Source organism: Bacteroidota bacterium (genome assembly GCA_021300195.1).
In the GTDB taxonomy this organism is placed as follows: Bacteria; Bacteroidota; Bacteroidia; order J057; family JAJTIE01; genus JAJTIE01.
The window spans coordinates 1-17,226 of sequence record JAJTIE010000034.1 but is presented as its reverse complement, the minus strand read 5'-3'; the positions used below and the strand labels follow the sequence as shown (position 1 = coordinate 17,226).

Annotated in this window: 18 protein-coding genes; 14 read left to right on the top strand and 4 right to left on the bottom strand. The window is 57.1% G+C overall.

The window, feature by feature from the left end:
• Positions 1-372: 372 nt before the first annotated feature.
• Together LW884_08435 and LW884_08430 are read left to right on the top strand one after the other, a co-directional pair.
• A complete protein-coding gene (locus tag LW884_08435; GenBank protein ID MCE3008355.1) occupies positions 373-936 on the top strand; it encodes a sel1 repeat family protein in 564 nt (187 codons plus the stop codon).
• Positions 937-1,105: 169 nt separating this feature from the next.
• Positions 1,106-1,738 carry a sel1 repeat family protein gene (locus LW884_08430; protein ID MCE3008354.1) on the top strand — a complete coding sequence of 211 codons (633 nt, stop codon included), beginning with the start codon at positions 1,106-1,108 and terminating at the stop codon, positions 1,736-1,738.
• 210 nt (positions 1,739-1,948) lie between these two features.
• On the opposite strand, the gene LW884_08425 is transcribed toward LW884_08430, so the two are convergent.
• Positions 1,949-2,170 carry a DUF2795 domain-containing protein gene (locus tag LW884_08425; GenBank protein ID MCE3008353.1) on the bottom strand — a complete coding sequence of 74 codons (222 nt, stop codon included), beginning with the start codon at positions 2,168-2,170 and terminating at the stop codon, positions 1,949-1,951.
• A gap of 272 nt (positions 2,171-2,442) precedes the next feature.
• Here LW884_08425 and LW884_08420 point away from each other — a divergent pair, with 272 nt between their 5' ends.
• From LW884_08420 to rplI, 5 genes are all read left to right on the top strand, one after another.
• Entirely contained in the window at positions 2,443-2,820 is a 378-nt protein-coding gene (locus LW884_08420; GenBank protein ID MCE3008352.1) for a DUF1987 domain-containing protein, read from the top strand.
• A 72-nt stretch (positions 2,821-2,892) separates the two neighbouring features.
• On the top strand, positions 2,893-3,513 hold the full coding sequence (locus tag LW884_08415; GenBank protein MCE3008351.1) for a superoxide dismutase: 621 nt from the start codon (positions 2,893-2,895) through the stop codon (positions 3,511-3,513).
• A gap of 215 nt (positions 3,514-3,728) precedes the next feature.
• Positions 3,729-4,076, top strand: a complete 348-nt coding sequence (rpsF, locus tag LW884_08410; protein MCE3008350.1) for a 30S ribosomal protein S6 — start codon at positions 3,729-3,731, stop codon at positions 4,074-4,076.
• Position 4,077: 1 nt separating this feature from the next.
• The gene (gene rpsR / locus LW884_08405; protein ID MCE3008349.1) at positions 4,078-4,353 is read left to right on the top strand and encodes a 30S ribosomal protein S18; all 276 of its coding nucleotides are present in this window, start codon (positions 4,078-4,080) and stop codon (positions 4,351-4,353) included.
• Between the two features lie 8 nt (positions 4,354-4,361).
• Positions 4,362-4,814, top strand: a complete 453-nt coding sequence (gene rplI / locus LW884_08400; GenBank protein MCE3008348.1) for a 50S ribosomal protein L9 — start codon at positions 4,362-4,364, stop codon at positions 4,812-4,814.
• Between the two features lie 262 nt (positions 4,815-5,076).
• Here the strand turns inward: rplI and LW884_08395 are convergent, their stop codons facing one another.
• Both LW884_08395 and ychF read right to left on the bottom strand, forming a co-directional pair.
• A complete protein-coding gene (locus LW884_08395; protein MCE3008347.1) occupies positions 5,077-5,394 on the bottom strand; it encodes a rhodanese-like domain-containing protein in 318 nt (105 codons plus the stop codon).
• A 127-nt stretch (positions 5,395-5,521) separates the two neighbouring features.
• Positions 5,522-6,619 carry a redox-regulated ATPase YchF gene (gene ychF / locus LW884_08390; protein ID MCE3008346.1) on the bottom strand — a complete coding sequence of 366 codons (1,098 nt, stop codon included), beginning with the start codon at positions 6,617-6,619 and terminating at the stop codon, positions 5,522-5,524.
• A 142-nt stretch (positions 6,620-6,761) separates the two neighbouring features.
• Here ychF and LW884_08385 point away from each other — a divergent pair, with 142 nt between their 5' ends.
• Positions 6,762-9,509: a hypothetical protein gene (locus tag LW884_08385; protein ID MCE3008345.1), complete on the top strand. Its 2,748-nt coding sequence runs from the start codon at positions 6,762-6,764 to the stop codon at positions 9,507-9,509.
• Between the two features lie 7 nt (positions 9,510-9,516).
• A complete protein-coding gene (locus tag LW884_08380; protein ID MCE3008344.1) occupies positions 9,517-10,707 on the top strand; it encodes a hypothetical protein in 1,191 nt (396 codons plus the stop codon).
• Between the two features lie 52 nt (positions 10,708-10,759).
• Here LW884_08380 and LW884_08375 read toward each other — a convergent pair whose 3' ends face one another.
• Entirely contained in the window at positions 10,760-11,410 is a 651-nt protein-coding gene (locus tag LW884_08375) for a hypothetical protein (GenBank protein ID MCE3008343.1), read from the bottom strand.
• Positions 11,411-11,474: 64 nt separating this feature from the next.
• Here LW884_08375 and LW884_08370 point away from each other — a divergent pair, with 64 nt between their 5' ends.
• The 5 genes from LW884_08370 to LW884_08350 all read left to right on the top strand — a co-directional run bounded on the left by LW884_08370 (position 11,475) and on the right by LW884_08350 (position 16,975).
• Positions 11,475-12,083 (top strand): YigZ family protein, encoded by a 609-nt coding sequence (locus LW884_08370; GenBank protein ID MCE3008342.1) that lies wholly within the window; start codon positions 11,475-11,477, stop codon positions 12,081-12,083.
• Positions 12,084-12,112: 29 nt separating this feature from the next.
• Positions 12,113-13,849, top strand: a complete 1,737-nt coding sequence (locus LW884_08365; protein ID MCE3008341.1) for a M4 family metallopeptidase — start codon at positions 12,113-12,115, stop codon at positions 13,847-13,849.
• Positions 13,850-13,927: 78 nt separating this feature from the next.
• Positions 13,928-14,539 carry a hypothetical protein gene (locus tag LW884_08360; protein MCE3008340.1) on the top strand — a complete coding sequence of 204 codons (612 nt, stop codon included), beginning with the start codon at positions 13,928-13,930 and terminating at the stop codon, positions 14,537-14,539.
• A gap of 64 nt (positions 14,540-14,603) precedes the next feature.
• A complete protein-coding gene (gene lepB / locus LW884_08355) occupies positions 14,604-15,959 on the top strand; it encodes a signal peptidase I (protein ID MCE3008339.1) in 1,356 nt (451 codons plus the stop codon).
• On the top strand, positions 15,959-16,975 hold the full coding sequence (locus LW884_08350; GenBank protein ID MCE3008338.1) for a Gfo/Idh/MocA family oxidoreductase: 1,017 nt from the start codon (positions 15,959-15,961) through the stop codon (positions 16,973-16,975). The genes lepB and LW884_08350 overlap by 1 nt, the downstream gene beginning before the upstream one ends.
• Positions 16,976-17,226: the final 251 nt, after the last annotated feature.

Genomic DNA, 17,226 nt, shown 5'->3' with positions numbered 1-17,226 from the left:
GAGGTGCAAAACACCGCCTGGCGGCAGATGATCCAGCAGAACGGCAACGGGGCCGCAGGGGGCAGCCCGGATACGAGCCCGAATCAGCCAATTCTGGAACCGGGCAGATAGCCGCCGCACCGCCAGGCAGGGGGCCCAGCACCGGCGGCAAACAAGAGAATGGACAAGCGCCCCTATACCCTTAACTTGGTAGCGAGAAACACAGGGGCCACCCTAAAACGACCGTAAACACCTGAAAAGACAAGACTATGTACGGCCTGCCTGCTAGGCCTCCTACTGCTGCCCCTGTATAGCACCGCCCAAGACACGCTGCAAGTGCTGCAGCAAAGGGCTGAGCAAGGAGATGCAGATGCACAACACACTTTGGGACGGATGTACGCCACTGGCGAGGGCGTACTACAGGACTACAAGCAAGCCGTCTACTGGTCCCAAAAAGCAGCCGAGCAAGGAAATACAAAAGCACAATACAACCTGGGGCTGATGTACCACAATGGCCTGGGCATGCTGCAAGATTATAAGCAGGCTACTTATTGGTGGCAAAAAGCGGCCGAACAGGGCGAAATAGCCGCGCAATACAACCTGGGGGTGCTGTACGCTGGTGGCCAGGGCGTACTACAAGACTATAAGCAGGCGGCCTATTGGTTCCTAAAAGCGGCAGAACAGGAACATACAAACGCACAATGTAACCTGGGGAGGATGTACGAAAATGGTGAAGGCCTGCAACAAGACTACGAAAAAGCTGTCTACTGGTACCAAAAAGCAGCGGAACAGGAAAACGCCGATGCACAATACAACCTGGGGGTAGCCTTCAATAAAGGCCATGGTTTGACCAAAGACCCCAAGCAGGCAGCCTATTGGATACAACAAGCCTATAAAAATGGATCAGAAGAAGCAGCAGCCTACTGGAAGGAGCATGAGCTGTGGAAGTACCGCTAGGGGACGCATCGCGCTACTCTACCCACGCAGAACCTGCTGCCCGGGCTGCAGCGATCTAGCCCTACGTCCCCGCATACGTGCTCAAGCCCACCTATATCCTTAGTCTAGCAATAAAACCGCCAAAATCAGTGAGAAGCACCACAAACCAATCGTAAAGCCATGCAAAACTATGGATGCACTTGAAGCACTACAGCAAAAGGCCGAGCAAAGGGATGCCGAGGCACAATACTCACTGGCACGTGAATACCTAAGTGGCATACACATACCCCAGGACTATGAATTGGCAGCCTACTGGGGCTACAAAGCGGCCGAACAGGGTTATGCGGACGGACAGAAAACGCTAGGAATATTGTATGAATTTGGCATGGGCCTACCAAGAGACCTAGAAAAGGCTGCGTACTGGTACCACAAGGCCGCCGAGCAAGGGGATGCAGAGGCACAACTCAGCCTGGGGCTAACGTATTATAGTGCTCCATTAGAGGACTACCAAAAAGCCGTCTATTGGATCCAGAAAGCGGCAGAGCAGGGTCATTCGGGCGCACAATTCATTCTGGGAGAGGCATACTACTACGAGGGCAGAGGCATGCTACAAGATTACCAACAAGCCGCCTACTGGTACCAGAAGGCGGCAGAGCAGGGAAACGCAAAAGCACAAAACAGAATGGGAGAAATGTATTACCATGTCCTGGGCGTGCCCAAAGACTATAAGCAAGCCGCCAACTGGATGGAGCAAGCCATGAACAATGGCGACTGGGATGCCGCCGCCTTCTGGGAAGAGCATGAGCTATGGAAGTACCACTAGCGCACAGCCCTCGTATGGGCACACCATAGTGACCATAGCCCATAAAAGTAATACACGAAAAATACCGCCAACGGCGGAACCCCGATCAGGAATGCCCTCTGCCCGTAGCGCTAGCCCCCGTACATAGCCTAGCCCCCACAGGGGCACAGTGCCTGCGGCCACACAGCTGGTGGCGGTGCCACAAGCGGGGTGCCACAAGCGGGCCTGGTGCTAGTACTCGTCCTCGTTAAAGAGAAAATCCTCTTTGGTAGGATAATCGGGCCAGATCTCCTCTATGCTCTCATAGGGCTGCTCGTCGTCCTGCAGCTCCTGCAGGTTTTCCACTACTTCCATAGGGGCACCTGTGCGAATCGCATAATCGATCAGCTCATCTCGGGTGGCAGGCCAGGGCGCGTCCTCCAGGTGGGATGCAAGCTCGAGTGTCCAGTACATAGTGCGTACGATAGGGGTTAAAATTGGCGCAAATATAGTAATTGCACAGGCCCAAGAAAGGATTCGCCGCCCGCCTGCACAAAAAGACTGGTGTGCAGGCCTGTAATTTTGATGATACCTGGGCACAGCACCCGGGCGCAACACCTACCCGCTTTGCATTTTCAGGCACTAAACGGAAGAAAAAAAGGGCTGATCGATAAAAAAAATCGACAACCCTTTGGGTCATTTATTTCGTACAGTACCCAGTACAAAAAACCAAACCCACCCACGCCATGAGAAACCTGGTAATAGAACCCACCGACAAGACACCCAAGGTTGTGTGTGACGCCGAAAAAAGCATCTATGTGGTAGAGGGCCGCAGCATACCCGAAGACAGTGCAGGCTTTTATCGCAAGGTATACAGCTGGCTAGACCAGTATGGCACCCAGCTAACGCACAGCATGCAGGTGGAAATGAAGCTGGAATACTTTAACACCAGCAGCAGCAAATGCATCCTGGACATGTTTCGTCGGCTGGAGAAGTTGCATGAAAAGACCGACTCTGTACAGGTAGTGTGGTATGCCGAGGAGGAAGATGAAGACCTGGTAGAGGCCGGCGAGGACTACAGTAGGCTAGTGAAGGTTCCATTTGAGGTAGTAAAGACCGCCTAGGGGTGTGGCACGGAACCAAAAGCTGGTGTAATTTGCTAGCTCATTACCCAAACCCTAATCTTTAAAATACCGATGAGCTATTCCCTACCCAATCTGCCCTATGCCTACAATGCGCTGGAGCCCTACGTAGACGCGCAGACGATGGAGATACACCACAGCAAGCACCACAACGCTTACATCACCAAGCTGAATGCCGCCCTGGAGGGCAAGCCCGAGGATGGCAAAAGCCTGGAGGAGCTGTTTGAAAACATAGGCAGCCTGCCTGCTGCGCTGAAGGCGGCAGTGCAAAACAACGGTGGCGGTGCCTGGAACCACACCGCATTCTGGAAATGGATGACCCCCAACGCAGAAGCAAAGCAACTGCCCGAAAAACTGAAGCAGGCCATAGACCGAGACTTTGGCGGGCTGGAGCCACTGAAGGCTGCCTTTGCCGATGCAGCAGCCACCGTATTCGGCTCCGGCTGGGCCTGGATTGTACAGACGGCAGATGGCAAGCTGAAGGTAAGCAAGACCGCCAACCAGGAAAACCCGCTGATGAAGCTACCCACCGTAGCCGATAATGGCACGCCCATACTGGGCATAGACGTGTGGGAGCATGCCTACTACCTGAAGCACCAGAACAAACGCCCCGACTACATAGAGGCATTCTGGAATGTAATCAACTGGCAGTATGCCGGCAGCCTGCTGAAGTAGGCCCCGTACAGGCCCCCGCAGAGCGCCGAAATCGATAGCCCACATCTTCAGCGGTGTGGGCTATATTTTTTAGGCACAGCAGCCGCAAACGACAGCCCGAACGGCTAACCCCAGCCACTAGCCTAACAGAAAGAAGGGCGGGCGACCAGAAGTAGCAGTGTGTGGAAAAAGAAAAAAAGCTATCTTTGCGGTTCAAAAATTTTCTCGAAAGCAGTATGTCTGAAAAGAGAGTATACGAAACCACCTTCATCGTTACGCCGGACTTAGAGCCCGCCGTGTACAAGGAAATGACCGAAAAGTTTACTAAGCTACTGACCGACAACGGGGCAGAGATTATAAACCAGGAGGTATGGGGATTCCGCAAGCTAGCCTACCCCATTCGCAAAAAAGAAACTGGCTACTACGTGTACACCGAATTTCTGGCACCGGCCAGCGAGCTGATACAGACCCTGGAGCGGGAGTACCAGTACGACGAGCGCCTGATGCGCTACCTGACGGTGAAGCTGGACAAGCATGCCGTAGAGTGGAACGTAAAACGTAAGCAACGCCAAAACCAAAACTAGCATGTCAGAAGAAAAAATTGGCGCAGCCCCGCTAAACCCAAACTTTAGCGATGTGCGCGAGCGCACCAAGAAATATTGCCGCTTCAAGAAATCGGGCATCAAGTACATAGACTACAAAGACCCCGAGTTTCTGAAGAAATTTGTGAACGAGCAGGGCAAAATCCTGCCACGCCGCATCACTGGCACCAGCCTCAAGTATCAGCGCCGCCTGGGCCTGGCCGTTAAGCGCGCACGCCACCTGGGCCTGCTACCCTTCGTAACCGACCGCCTAAAATAAGCACAGCCATGGAGATCATTTTGCTACAAGATGTGCCCAACCTGGGCGACAAGGACGACCTGGTAAAGGTAAAACCCGGCTATGCCAACAACTACCTGATACCCAACGGGATGGCTACTGTGGCTACCCCCAGCGCCAAAAAAGCACATGCCGAAAACCTGCGCCAGGCCGCACACCGCCTGGCCAAGCAGAAGGAAGAGGCGCTGGCACAGGTGAAAAAGCTGGAAGCCCTAACCCTGCAAGTGCCCACCCTGGTAGGCAAGGAAGGCAAGATATACGGCAGCATAACTACCCTGATGCTCAGCAACCTGCTGAAAGAAGCCGGGTACGAGATCGACCGCCGCAAAATCACCTTCGAGCAAGAGGTGAAGAACACCGGCATCTATACGGCCAAAGTAAGCCTGCACAAAGAGATAAAGGCAGCGCTGAAATTTGAGGTAGTGGAGAAAGCTGGAGAATAGCTGCGAAAAAGTACGCATAAACAAGGGGGTAGCCGTTTGCTACCCCTTTTTTGTGCCCCGCCCGGCCCTTGGGTAAAACATAGCCGATAGAACATAGCCCCCGCGTACCGCAAATGCGGGCACCCAATGCCTTCAGCATATTAGGGGCAGTTCTGTGCAGCCAGTTCTGTGTAACAAAGAAAAGCCCCATACTGGGGCTTTTATCCTGTACAAGATCCCACACCCTGGGGATAGCTATGCAGGGCACGAATATCGTGCCGCGCTAAACAACAAAATTGGGATCCACCTCGTCTTTCCAGGCCAGCATGCCGCCCACCAGGTTGCGTGGATTCGAAAAACCCGACTGCTTCAGCACCTCCACGGCAGCTGCGCTACGCTTGCCACTCCGGCAGTGTACAATCAGCTCCTGTTCCTTGTAGTTCTCCAGTGCATCCAGCCGTGCCATCAGGCTCCCTACGGGTACCAGCAGGGGGGTAATGTGGCCACGGGCATACTCGTCTGGCTCGCGCACATCCAGTATGTGCAGGTGCTCGCCCTTATCCAGGCGTTCCTTCAGTTCTTTTACAGTGATATCAGCCATGTTTTATCGGGATTGGTAAAATCGTTTTCACGTTTAATCTACAGAAAGCAGGCCAAAAGAGTTCGCCTCCAGTACCCTGCCGCTACCCTGGCGCCATCCAGGCTATGACCGGTACTATACGTGGGAGCTATACATTGAAGCGAAAATGCAGGATATCGCCATCCTCTACCACATACTCCTTGCCCTGCACGGCTAGCCTGCCCGCTTCCTTTACGCCGACTTCGCTACCAAAGCTCACAAAGTCGTCGTATTTAATGGTCTCGGCTCGGATAAAGCCTTTCTCAAAATCGGAGTGGATAACCCCCGCAGCCTGTGGGGCCGTCATACCCTGCGTAATGGTCCAGGCACGCACCTCTTTTTTTCCGGCAGTAAAGTAGGTGCGCAGGCCCAGCAGCCGGTAGGCCGCGCGGATCAGGCGGTGCAGCCCCTGCTCTTCTATGCCCATGGCCTGCAAAAACTCCAGCTGATCGACGGGGTCCATGGCTGCTATCTGCTCCTCTATCCCGGCGCATATCACCACCACCTCGGCCTGCTCGTGCTGCACCGCGCCCCACACTTTTTCTACATAGGCATTGCCCTGGGGCAGGCTGCCCTCGTCTACGTTGCACACGTACAGTACGGGCTTGGCCGTCAGCAGGAATAGGCTTTCCATCAGCTCCACCTCTTCGTGCTTCTCCAGGGCCAGGGTGCGGGCGTTGTGCCCCTGCTGGATGTGGGCTACTACGCGCTCGATAAAGGCAGCCTCGGCCACGGCCTCTTTGTTCCCGCTCTTTGTGTTGCTCCTGGCCTTGGCCAGGCGCTTCTCCAGCGTGTCCAGGTCGCGCAGCTGCAGCTCGGTGTCTATTATCTCTTTGTCCCGGATGGGATCCACCCCTCCCTCCACGTGCACCACATTGTCTTCGTCAAAGCAGCGTAGCACGTGCAGGATGGCATTGCACTCGCGTATGTTTGCCAGAAACTGGTTTCCCAGGCCTTCGCCCTTGCTAGCCCCTTTTACCAGGCCGGCAATGTCTACAATCTGCACCACGGCTGGCAGCACCCGCTCGGGCTGCACCAGCGCACTCAGTTTGTCAAGGCGGGGGTCGGGCACATTCACCATCCCCACGTTGGGCTCGATGGTGCAAAACGGATAGTTGGCCGCCTGCGCGCCGGCGTTACTCAATGCATTGAAGAGGGTGCTCTTACCCACATTGGGCAGACCCACGATTCCGGCTTTGAATCCCATAATCCGCAAAGATACGCAAAGCCCGCGCCAAAACCACGGCCTGCCAGTGGGTATTCCGAGCACGAAAAAAGCTATTTTTGCCCGGAAGCCTATCCACCAGCAGGTGGGCCGCTGCCATTCTGTACGAGAAAAGACACCCCGCATGAACCTGAAAGCCACCCTGACACAACCTGCCATGCAGCAGCGCCTGCTGCTCATACTGGCCATCGTGCTGCTGCCCGTGCTGTTTTACCTACCGCTCTTTCAGGGCAAGCAGATCCGGCAGTATGACACCCAGCAGATACGCGCCAGCCAGCAGGACATAATGGACTACAACGCAAAGCACCCGGACGAAGCCGCCCACTGGGGTATGCGTTCCTTCTCGGGTATGCCGAGCGCCGCCATCTACACAAAGCGGGAAGGCCTGAATGTTCTGTCGGTTTTCAGCCGCTACGCCTCGCAGTTTGGCGGCCACGAGGTGTCCTACACCATCCTGGGGATGCTGGGCATGTTCTTCCTGCTGCTGCGGCTGCAGGTGCCTGGCTGGGGTGCCTTTACGGGGGCAGTGGGCATGGGTTTCTTTGCCTACTACATCCATGTGGTAGAGGCTGGGCACCTGGCCAAGATACAGACCCTGATGCCCATACCTGGGCTGGTGCTGGGCATCATCCAGGCGCTGACGGGGCGCTGGCTGCGGGGTGCCGTGCTCACGGCCTTCTTCGGTGCCCTGTTTATCGGCGGGGCGCACTACCAGATGCAGTACTACTTCCTCTTCTTCGGGCTGGGCCTGGGCATAGCCTACCTGGTGCTGGCCCTGCAGCAGCACAGCCTGCGTGCGTATCTGGTGGGGGTAGTAGCCCTGCTATTTGCCATTGGCCTGGGCCTGCTGCTCCGCTGGGGCAGCATAGCCGAAATTCGGCAGTATGGCGCATACTCCATCCGTAGCCTGAGCGAGCTACAGCCCGAAACCGAGGCACGCCTGAAGGGACAAAGCCCCGGCAATCAGAGCGAGGGAAAAAAAACTGCCCTGGACAAAGACTATGCCTATAGCTGGAGCCACGGGCGCACGGAGCTGCTGAGCCTACTGATCCCTAATGCCGTGGGGGGCGGATCCAGCGGCGGCCTGCGCAAAGGGGGCGAGCTGTACAAGCGGGTACAGGGCACCGACCAGAACCAGAATGGCATATCGGACAGCGAGGAGAAAATCTGGCCGCTGTACTGGGGCCCCCAGGGCTTTACCGCCGGCCCCTACTACCTGGGGGCTATTTTTATCTTTCTGTTTATTCTGGGGCTCATCCTGGTACATAGCCCCCTCAAGTGGGGTATTCTATACCCCATGCTGCTGCTGGGCATCCTGTCGCTGGGGCGGTACAGCCTGTCTATCCCACAGTCGCTGGTGGTGTTGTCCGTTCCGTTGGTATTCCAGCTGCTGAAACCCCGCTTCTCCCGCTGGCCCGCTCCCGCCCTGGGGCTGGGCCTATGCCTGCTGGCCCTGCTCATCCTGAACCTGATGCCACAGGGCGGCTATCCCGATGGGGCCTACACCCTGGCCGACTGGTTTATGGACAATATGCCCCTGTACGACCGCTTTCGCACACCGGCCTCTATCCTGGCTGTCATCGCCATCTTCGTACCCCTGCTGGGTATGCTGGGCCTGCGCGAGCTGCTGAACAAGGAGCGAGACCTGAAGCTGCGCAAGCAGGCCCTGTTCTATGCCGCTGGTATTCCGCTGGCCATCTGCCTCCTGTTTGCCCTGATGCCAGGCATGCTGGCAGATCGATTCCTGAGTGCGGAGGAGCTACTGCAGCTGAACGAACAAAGCCGCGAGTACTACGACCTGCTGGAGACTGAGCGCAAGGCCCAGCTGAGTGCCGATGCCTGGCGGAGTTTCGGCTTCATCGCCCTGGCCGCCCTGCTGCTGTGGGGCATGCTGGCCGGTAGCCGCAGCAGCCGCAACCTGGCCCTGGCGGGCGTAGCCCTGCTGGTGGTGCTGGACGTGTTTGTGCTAGATATGCGCTACCTGTGGCGGGAGAACTATGTGCCCCGGCAGGAAACGGAGGCACCTGTACGCCCACTGGATATACAGATGCAGACCTGGCTACAGGACCAATATTTCCGGGTACTCCCCATTACCCGAGGAGACCCCTTCAACAGCGATGGGCTTACGCCCCGCAGCCTGTACAGCATTGGCGGCTATAGTCCTATCAAGATGAAGCGCTATCAGCAGCTGATAGAGGCCTACCTGGCGCCCAGCTATCGGGCACTGGCACAGGGCCAGGTGGCGCAGGCACACTGGAATGTGCTAAACATGCTGAATACCCGCTACATCATCCACCAGCCGGGGCTGCCAGACTCGCTCCTGCAGCCCGCCCTACCCCAGCCCGTAGGCGGAGAAATACCCTACCGAAACCCTGCTGCCTATGGGCCCGCCTGGATAACCCCCCAGGTGCGCATCTTGCCACGGCCGGATGATGTACTGCTGGCACTAGACAGCGTGAATAGCGCACAGCTGGCCCTGCTGGAAGCCACAGACCAGCCCAAGCTGGGTAGCTACAGCCAGGAGCCACTGGATAGTACCGAAACCATCCAGCTCACCCAATGGGAAAACAACCGGATGGCCTACGACTACCGCAGCAGCAAGGCCCGCTTCGTTACATTTTCCGAGGTGTACTACCCCCCGGCCTGGACGGCCTACCTGGATAAGCCCGGTGGGCAGGAGCTGCCCATCCAGCGGGTCAACTTTGTGCAGCGCGGGCTAGTGGTGCCCGCGGGTACACACAAGATCTTCTTTGTAGCCCGGAATGAGGTGGTAAAGTCTGGTGCCGTGCTTAGCACCATCGGTTCCATCCTCTTCCTGCTGCTGCTGGGGGCCTACGCCTGGGTAGAACTCAGGAAGCGTAAAGCCGCCTAGCCGGCCCATGGAGCTGCTGGTGTATAGCCCCCACCCTACCGCCCGGCTCCGCTACGTGTGCGAGGTACTGGCGGCACACCTGCGGGTATCCATCCGGTTCCTGGACGAGCCACCCCTACAGGCCGACCGGCCCCTACTCAGTATTGGGCATGCGATACCCGGGGCCACCTACCTGGCCCCCTCGCCCCTGCTGGAGGCAGGTGCTACTGGGCCAGCTCCTGCTCCGCACGACCTGCTGGGCCAGCTCTTCTGGCTCCTGGCCGAGCCCTGGGCCTATCCGGCTGCGGCACCCACCCTGGATGCCCATGGGCGGCCTGTACCACCCGAATGGCACCAGCGGCCCGTGCTGCAGCTGGCAGTGGCAAGCCTGCTGGCAAGCCTACAGCAGCAGTGGCCGGGCTTCAGGCCCCCGGGGCACGGTTTTCGGCCCCTCCTCACTTTCGATATAGACCACCCCTGGGCCTACCGCCACAAGCCCTACTGGCGGCGGCTGGGCAGCCTGGGGCGAGACCTGATGCAGGGTCGCACACGCGAACTGTGGGCACGCCTGCGGCCTACCGACCCACTAGACCCCCGCCGCTACCTGGCCCACTGGCCTGCAGAACAGTTGGTTTTCTTCTGGCTAGCATCGCGTGCGCACAGGTGGGACAATGGCCTGACGCTGGCGCACCCGGCCCTACAGCGGCTGATAAAGCATGTGCAGCAGGCCGGTGTGGCCTGCCACCCCCACCCGGGCTACCGCAGCGGCCTGGAGCCTGCCGAGCTACGGGCCCAGCTGGCCCAGTGGCAGCAGCACCTGGGCCAGCCACTGGCCAGCAGGCAGCATTTTTTGCGCTACAGCTACCCCGATACGTTCCGTACGCTGCTGGCCGCGGGTGTGCGGGCCGACTGGAGTGCAGGCTACGCCGGACGAGCAGGCTATCGGCATGGCACCAGCCACCCCTTCTACTGGTACGACTGCGAGCGCGAGGAAACCACCCCCTTGCTACGTGTGCCCTTTGCCGCCATGGACCGCGCCCTACACCAGCAGGGCCTGGACCCCGAGCAGGCGCTGCTGGTGGTGCGCCTGCAGGCCGAGGAGCAGCGCAGCCTGGGGGGGCCCCTATGCCTGCTGCTGCACAACGCCATTGGTAGTGAGCTGTATGAATGGCGGGGGTGGTCTGCCTTCTATACCGGCCTACAGGCACTGCTACGATAGGCGCGTGCAGGCACCCGGCACAAACAGCACCCAAAACAGGCACCGGCCCCCATCAGGGGTACAGCACCCGGGCCGTAGTTTCGATATATGTAGGCTGGGCCTTACCCTGGGTCTGGCTGCGGAAGCTGAGCATGTACCCAGCCAGTCGCCCATCTGGCTGAAAGCGAACATTCAGGTTTACATCTGCCACAAAAAGCGCATTAGAACGATAAATATGGCTCTGTATACTCCGCACTGTGCCCTGGGTGCTATATTCCAGCCGCTGTGCTTTCAGCTCGGTACGGCCGGCGTGCGCTGGCAGCAGGGTGGCTACCACTCGCTGTTCGCTACTATCTACACGAAAATAGGACCGGAATGCCGGGCTGGCGTATAGATAATCGGTTAGATAGTGCAGCTCATCGGTCAGGTAGTGCGGGCTGCTGGCCCCATCGCCTGCTGCCAGGGCCTGGCCGTCTGTGTCATACACAAGCCTGCAGCCACCCTGGGCGGTGTCGGGCCGATAGTTCCACCGTATCGTTTCGCTACTGTCCTGGGTCGCAGTTTTGTAGCGTACGGTCTTTTCCAGCACCAGGCCGTGCGCACAGCTCTCCAGTAGCTGGGTGCGCAGCTGCTGCTCCAGGGCTGGGGGCTGGCGCTCCATCCCGGGGCCACAGGCCACCAGCAGGGCCAGGCAAGCGAGGATTAGCGGGTATGCTCGTTTCATCTTGCAATATGCGACGGGATAGCCGTAGATTGGTACCCTTCTCTATTCATCCCGATGTTCCCCCATGGCTCGGCCCCGTGCTGCCCACCCCCACGCTGCCTATACCCTACTGGCGCCTACTCAGGCCTCGTATCGAGACCGAGGCAGCCGTTTTGAGGGCTATGCCTGGGGGGTGCAGGCCCGGGCTGGGGTGGATGCGGCCCTGGCTGAGGTAAAGCAGGGGCACCCGGAGGCGCACCACCTGTGCTATGCCTGGAAACTGGGTGCCGAAGAGGCCGCCCAGGATGCCGGAGAGCCCAGCCACAGTGCAGGGGCACCCATCCTGCGGCGGCTCAGGTCGCATGGGCTTACGCACGCCCTTGTCGTCGTGGTGCGCTACTTTGGCGGCACAAAGCTAGGTATACCCGGCCTGATCCAGGCCTATGGCGAAACCGCACGCCTGGCCCTGGCAGCAGCTACCGTTGTACCCCTGGTACGGCTCCGGCGGATCCGGCTAGTATTTGATTACGCACAAACCGCGATGGCCCAAAGAATTTTGAGTGAATTTGACCTAAAAGCACTGGAAAGTCGTTACTCCGAGTGCTGTGAGCAGGTGGTAGAGGTACCCGAGGCAGAAGCAGACGCTTTTTGCAGCCTTGCAGCACAGGCCCGCCTAAGGATAGAAGTATTATGAAAAAACAGATTTCACCCTTGCTTCTGTGCGTGTTTTGTCTCTCCGGCTCGGCCTTGGCCAGCCTGCCCGTGCAGCCGGATAGCATACAGCAGCGTGCCGAAGCCTATGCCCTGGCACTACAGCAGCGGCTGGCACTGAGCGAGCCGCCCCGTTTTTTTGCCCATCGGGCCAGCCCGGGGGGCGAGCACTTCAGCTTTCAGCAGGTGCATCGGGGCATACCCATCCTGGATGCCTGGATCAAGCTGAACCTGAACAAGGCCGGAAGGGAGGTCTCGATCGGTGGGCAGTGGCACGCCGCCCTAGCCGAGGCAGAGGCCGAGCCAGACTGGAGCCTGGGCTTTGTGCTGACGGCCAAGGCACTGGATGCGTATGGGGGCAAACTGTATCGCGAAGGCCCTGTATGGCGCTACCAGGAGGGGCAACTGGTACCGGCCTGGGAGGTAATCACCTACGAGGAAGCCGCAGAGGGGGGCAGCCACGCCTCCTACTGGGACGTACAAAGCCAGACCCTGCTGGAGGAGCGAGACCGAGGCCTGGACAAGCTGGATACCACCGCCACCGCTTGGGTATATCTGCCCAACCCCATGACGCGTGCAAGACTGGCCTATGGTGCCTACCCCGAGTATCGGGACAACCTGGATGCCACCAATGACTCGCTAAACAAGCAGCGCAGCCTGGTTACCCTCAAAGGCTTAGCCTACGAAAACGGCCTTTTCAGGCTAAAGGGGCCCTATGTGGAGATTGCCGACCTGGGCGGCCCCCTTTCGGCACCAGTAACCAGCACGATAAACAGCTTTCTGTACAACCGCAGCCAACAGGGCTTTGAGCAGGTAAATGCGTACTACCACGTAGATACCCTGCAGCGCTGGGTGCAGCAGCTGGGTTTTACCAATCTGTTTAATGCCCCCCTGCGCATAGACCCCCAGGGGCAAGGGGGAGACAACAGCACCTTCTTTCCGGTTGGCCTCGACAGCTACATATCCTTCGGCACCGGAGGGGTGGATGATGCCGAGGATGCCGACGTGATCATTCACGAATACACCCACGCGCTCAGCGAAATGGCAGACCCCACGGGCGTATCAGCCAATAATGTAGACCGGGGGCTCGAAGAGGGCATAGCCGACTACCTATGCGCCAGCTATAGCCGCAGCTTGTCAAACTTTGGTTGGCAATCGGTTTTTGACTGGGATGGCCACAACCCCTTTTGGGATGGCCGAACGGTAGCCACTACACAGACCTACCCGACCGCTATAGGCAAGAGCCCCGTAAATTTCTACGACATAGGCGAGGTTTGGGCCTCGGCCCTCATGAAGGTATGGACCACCCATGGACGTGAAAAGACCGATGCCCTGGTACTCCAGACCCTGTACCTGAACACGAATAGCCTGACCATAGAGCAGGCAGTGGAAAATCTGCTGGATGCGGACGAGATGCTATTCGACGGGGAGTTGAACCAGAGCATTCGGGCTGCCCTATGTTCATATCAGGTTACAACCGGAACGCTGTGCGCAGGCGTAAGCCGCAGCAAGCTATCCACCGCCGACATTGATCTGCGTGCCTTCCCATCACCATTTACAGACGAGCTAAGTCTGGAAGGCGAGGGTAGCTATATTGTTTTCAATAGCATGGGCAACCCTGTATCCAGCGGCAGCGTACACAGTAGCAGGCTACGCTTAGCTACGCAAAGCTGGGCACCGGGCCTATATAGCGTACAGCTAAAAAATGACCGGGGGCAGGCAAAGACAATAAAAATGATCAAGCATTGATTTAATTTTTTTAACTATTTCGGGTTCCGTGCCCCCAAAATTCAAATATTCCATTACATTTGTACATATTCAGTCATCATGATGAGATACGTATCTGCATCCCTTCTGTTTGCGTGCGCCCTGGTAGTGGGCAGTGCGCTTGCCCAAGATTCCAAAAAACTCACATTCCGTGTGATTGGGAGTTGCGAAGACTGTTCGCATGAGTCTATTGAGAGTGCACTTTTGGGCATAGAGGGTATCTCCAGCTTCGGCTATGCCAGTAACAACGTTGTATCGATCATTTACAATCCAGGAAAGATCACAGAGCAAAAGCTGGTAGAAGAGCTGATAGACCATGGCTACAAGGTGAACGGACGGGGAGATGGCTGCTGCATGCTGGGTGATGGAGCCAGTAGCGGGGTAGACTCTGAGGTATTTGAAGAAGACGAAGATCCGGTTGTACAAGACGAAGAGGCCCTTACGTCCATAGACAACCTGCAGGCCGAGGTGCAGACCATGGATGTGGAAGACGCAGCAGCAGGTGAAACCCGCCAGGTGTACAAAGAAGCTGAAGCGGAAATTGACGCAGAGTCCGATGCAGCATCTCAATCCTATGAGGAAGTGAGGGCAACAGAAGAAACGTTTATACAGGATGAAACAGACGGAGAACTGGATAAGGGTGCGGGGTCAGAGATAAACATTCAAGATTAGCCTGACTAACACCCCCTATTTCGTGACGTTTTCTGTAGCTTGCAGCCTCTAGTATATAGCTGCTATGGGCGATAAAAAAGCACGGGTCTGGCATATCCTCTGGCCTTTTGGCCGCAAAGACCGAAAGAAAAAAGGTATTTTTCGGGAGTGGGCAGATGCGCTGGTTTTCGCCGCCATCGCCGCCTTTTTCATCCGTACATTCCTGCTGGAGGCATTCTTCATTCCCACCGCCTCCATGGAGCGCAGTCTGCTAGTAGGCGACCTCCTGTTTGTAAGCAAGGTACACTATGGGGCACGCCTCCCCATGACGCCCTTCGCCCTGCCTTTCGTGCACAACAGCATCCCCTTTACGGGTATAAAAAGCTACATACCTGGCTTTCAGTTGCCCTATGCACGCCTATGGGGCGTACAGGATATAGAACGGGGAGAGCCGGTGGTATTCAACTTTCCGGCACATGACATACAGCCCCTGGACCAGCGCCTGGGTACAGTAGACATACCCACCCTGAAGGAAAACTACATCAAGCGCTGCGTAGGCATACCGGGAGATGTGCTCCACATAAAGAATGCCCAGCTATACGTAAACGGACGGCCCGCGCTGAACCCGCCAGATATGCAGCATCGCTACATCATCTATGCGAAGCCGAACCAAAGCCTGAAGAACTGTGAAGCCGAATTTTTGGAGCTAGGCTTCCGGAGGCCTGTGGCCCATGCCAATCGTGCCCTGATACAGGAGGAAGGCGGGCAAAATGCGAATCTGTATCTGGTTGGTGCCGATGCCGGGAACCCCTACTCGGACACATTTGTGGTAGACAGCCTCAATCGGGCCCTATGGGTTACCTCCATGCCCGACCATCTGGTGGAACAGGTAAAAGCCCTAAACTGTGTGGCCGATGTAAAGAAAGCACCCTTCAATGTACACGAACATTATGGGGTGAAAAACCCGCCGCAGTTTGTGCTGGACAATGAGGCCTACACACTGGATGCACTACGCCAGCAGCATTTGGTGCACTACCCCAAAAACTACCGAGATGGAAATTTCGTCACACACCCCGAGCTGATTCCCTTCAAAGACTGGAACCTGGACAACATGGGGCCATTCCGGGTACCCAAGAAGGGCATGAGCCTGCGCATCACGCCCCAGAATCTGCCCCTGTATAGCCGAGTTATTGAAGTGTATGAAGATGCCGGCACTACACGCATAGCAGGCAACCAGGTGTACCTGGACGATAAGCCCCTGAACGAGTATACCTTCGAGATGGACTACTACTGGATGATGGGAGACAACCGCCACAATAGCGAAGACAGCCGCTACTGGGGCTTTGTGCCCGAGGACCACATCGTAGGCAAACCCCTCTTCGTATTGATCTCCATAGAAGGGGGCGTGCGCTGGAGCCGAATATTTATGGGGATAGACTAATGCTACGGTGTGCCGTACTGGGCGTGGGCTACATAGGCAGGCGCCATTGCGAGATCCTGCTACAGCACCCACAAACTACACTGGCCGCAGTTGCGGATCCCGATTCGGATCGACTGAAGGGCCTGAAGGATCAGGGTGTGCCCATCTATGGCTCGCTCACGGAGCTACTCCGGCAGTCGGACGCTGAGGTAATACACATCTGCACACCAAACTATCTGCACACCCTGCAGGCACTCGAAGCACTCGAAGCAGGCCGACACGTAGTAATAGAGAAACCCATGGGGCTGGAAAGCCGTGCCTGCGAAGCGGTGGTGCAGAAAGCTACAGCCCTGCAGCGAAAAGTGTTTGTCGTGATGCAAAACCGCTTTACCCCCACCGCTGTATGGCTAAAGGAGCTGCTAGACAGTAGGGCACTGGGCAGGCTCTATATGGTGCAAGTAAACTGCTTCTGGAACCGAGACGACCGCTATTACCACACCGGCGGATGGCGGGGAAGACGCGAGCTGGATGGGGGGGTGCTGTACACCCAGTTTAGCCACTTTATCGATATACTGTACTGGCTACTCGGCCCCCTGTACATAGACCATCGCATGCTGAAGAACCTGGCGCACCAGCACAATACAGATATGGCAGATAGCGGCCACGTGCTATTCTCGCTGCCCGGGCAGCCCACCCTGGGTAGCCTACACTTTAGTACGGCCGTCTATCAGGCGAATCTGGAGAGCAGTATCACCCTGATTGGCGAAAAGGGCACCGTGCGCATAGCTGGCCAGTATATGAACGATCTGGTGTACTGTGAGATAGAGGGGGTAGAAGCGCCTAGCCTGCCCACCGGAGAACCACCCAATCAGTACGGAGCCTATCAGGGCAGTGCAGCTAATCATCACTACATAATCCAAAATGTGGTGGATACCCTGCTGCATGGTAGGCAGCCCAGCATAAGTGGAGAAGATGGCGCTGCGGTAGTTCGCCTGATTGAAGAAATGTATCGATCTAGCGGCCCGATCCATTCGTAAGCACCCGGATGCAGAAGTAACAGACTGAGCAGTTCGGGTTGAGGCAGTATTGGCTGTGCGGTGCAGCCGAATCTATCCCCAGCAGAGAGGGATTGCCCATGCATCTCCCGCCCCCCTCCCCCCGTTTAGTGTTTAGTAGGTAGAGTCAATAAAAAACCCCTACCTGTTTTCACAGGAGGGGTTTTGAATTAAAGGAGGCGGCGACCTACTTTCCCGGGAGTTACCCTAGTATCATTGGCGTCTGCGGACTT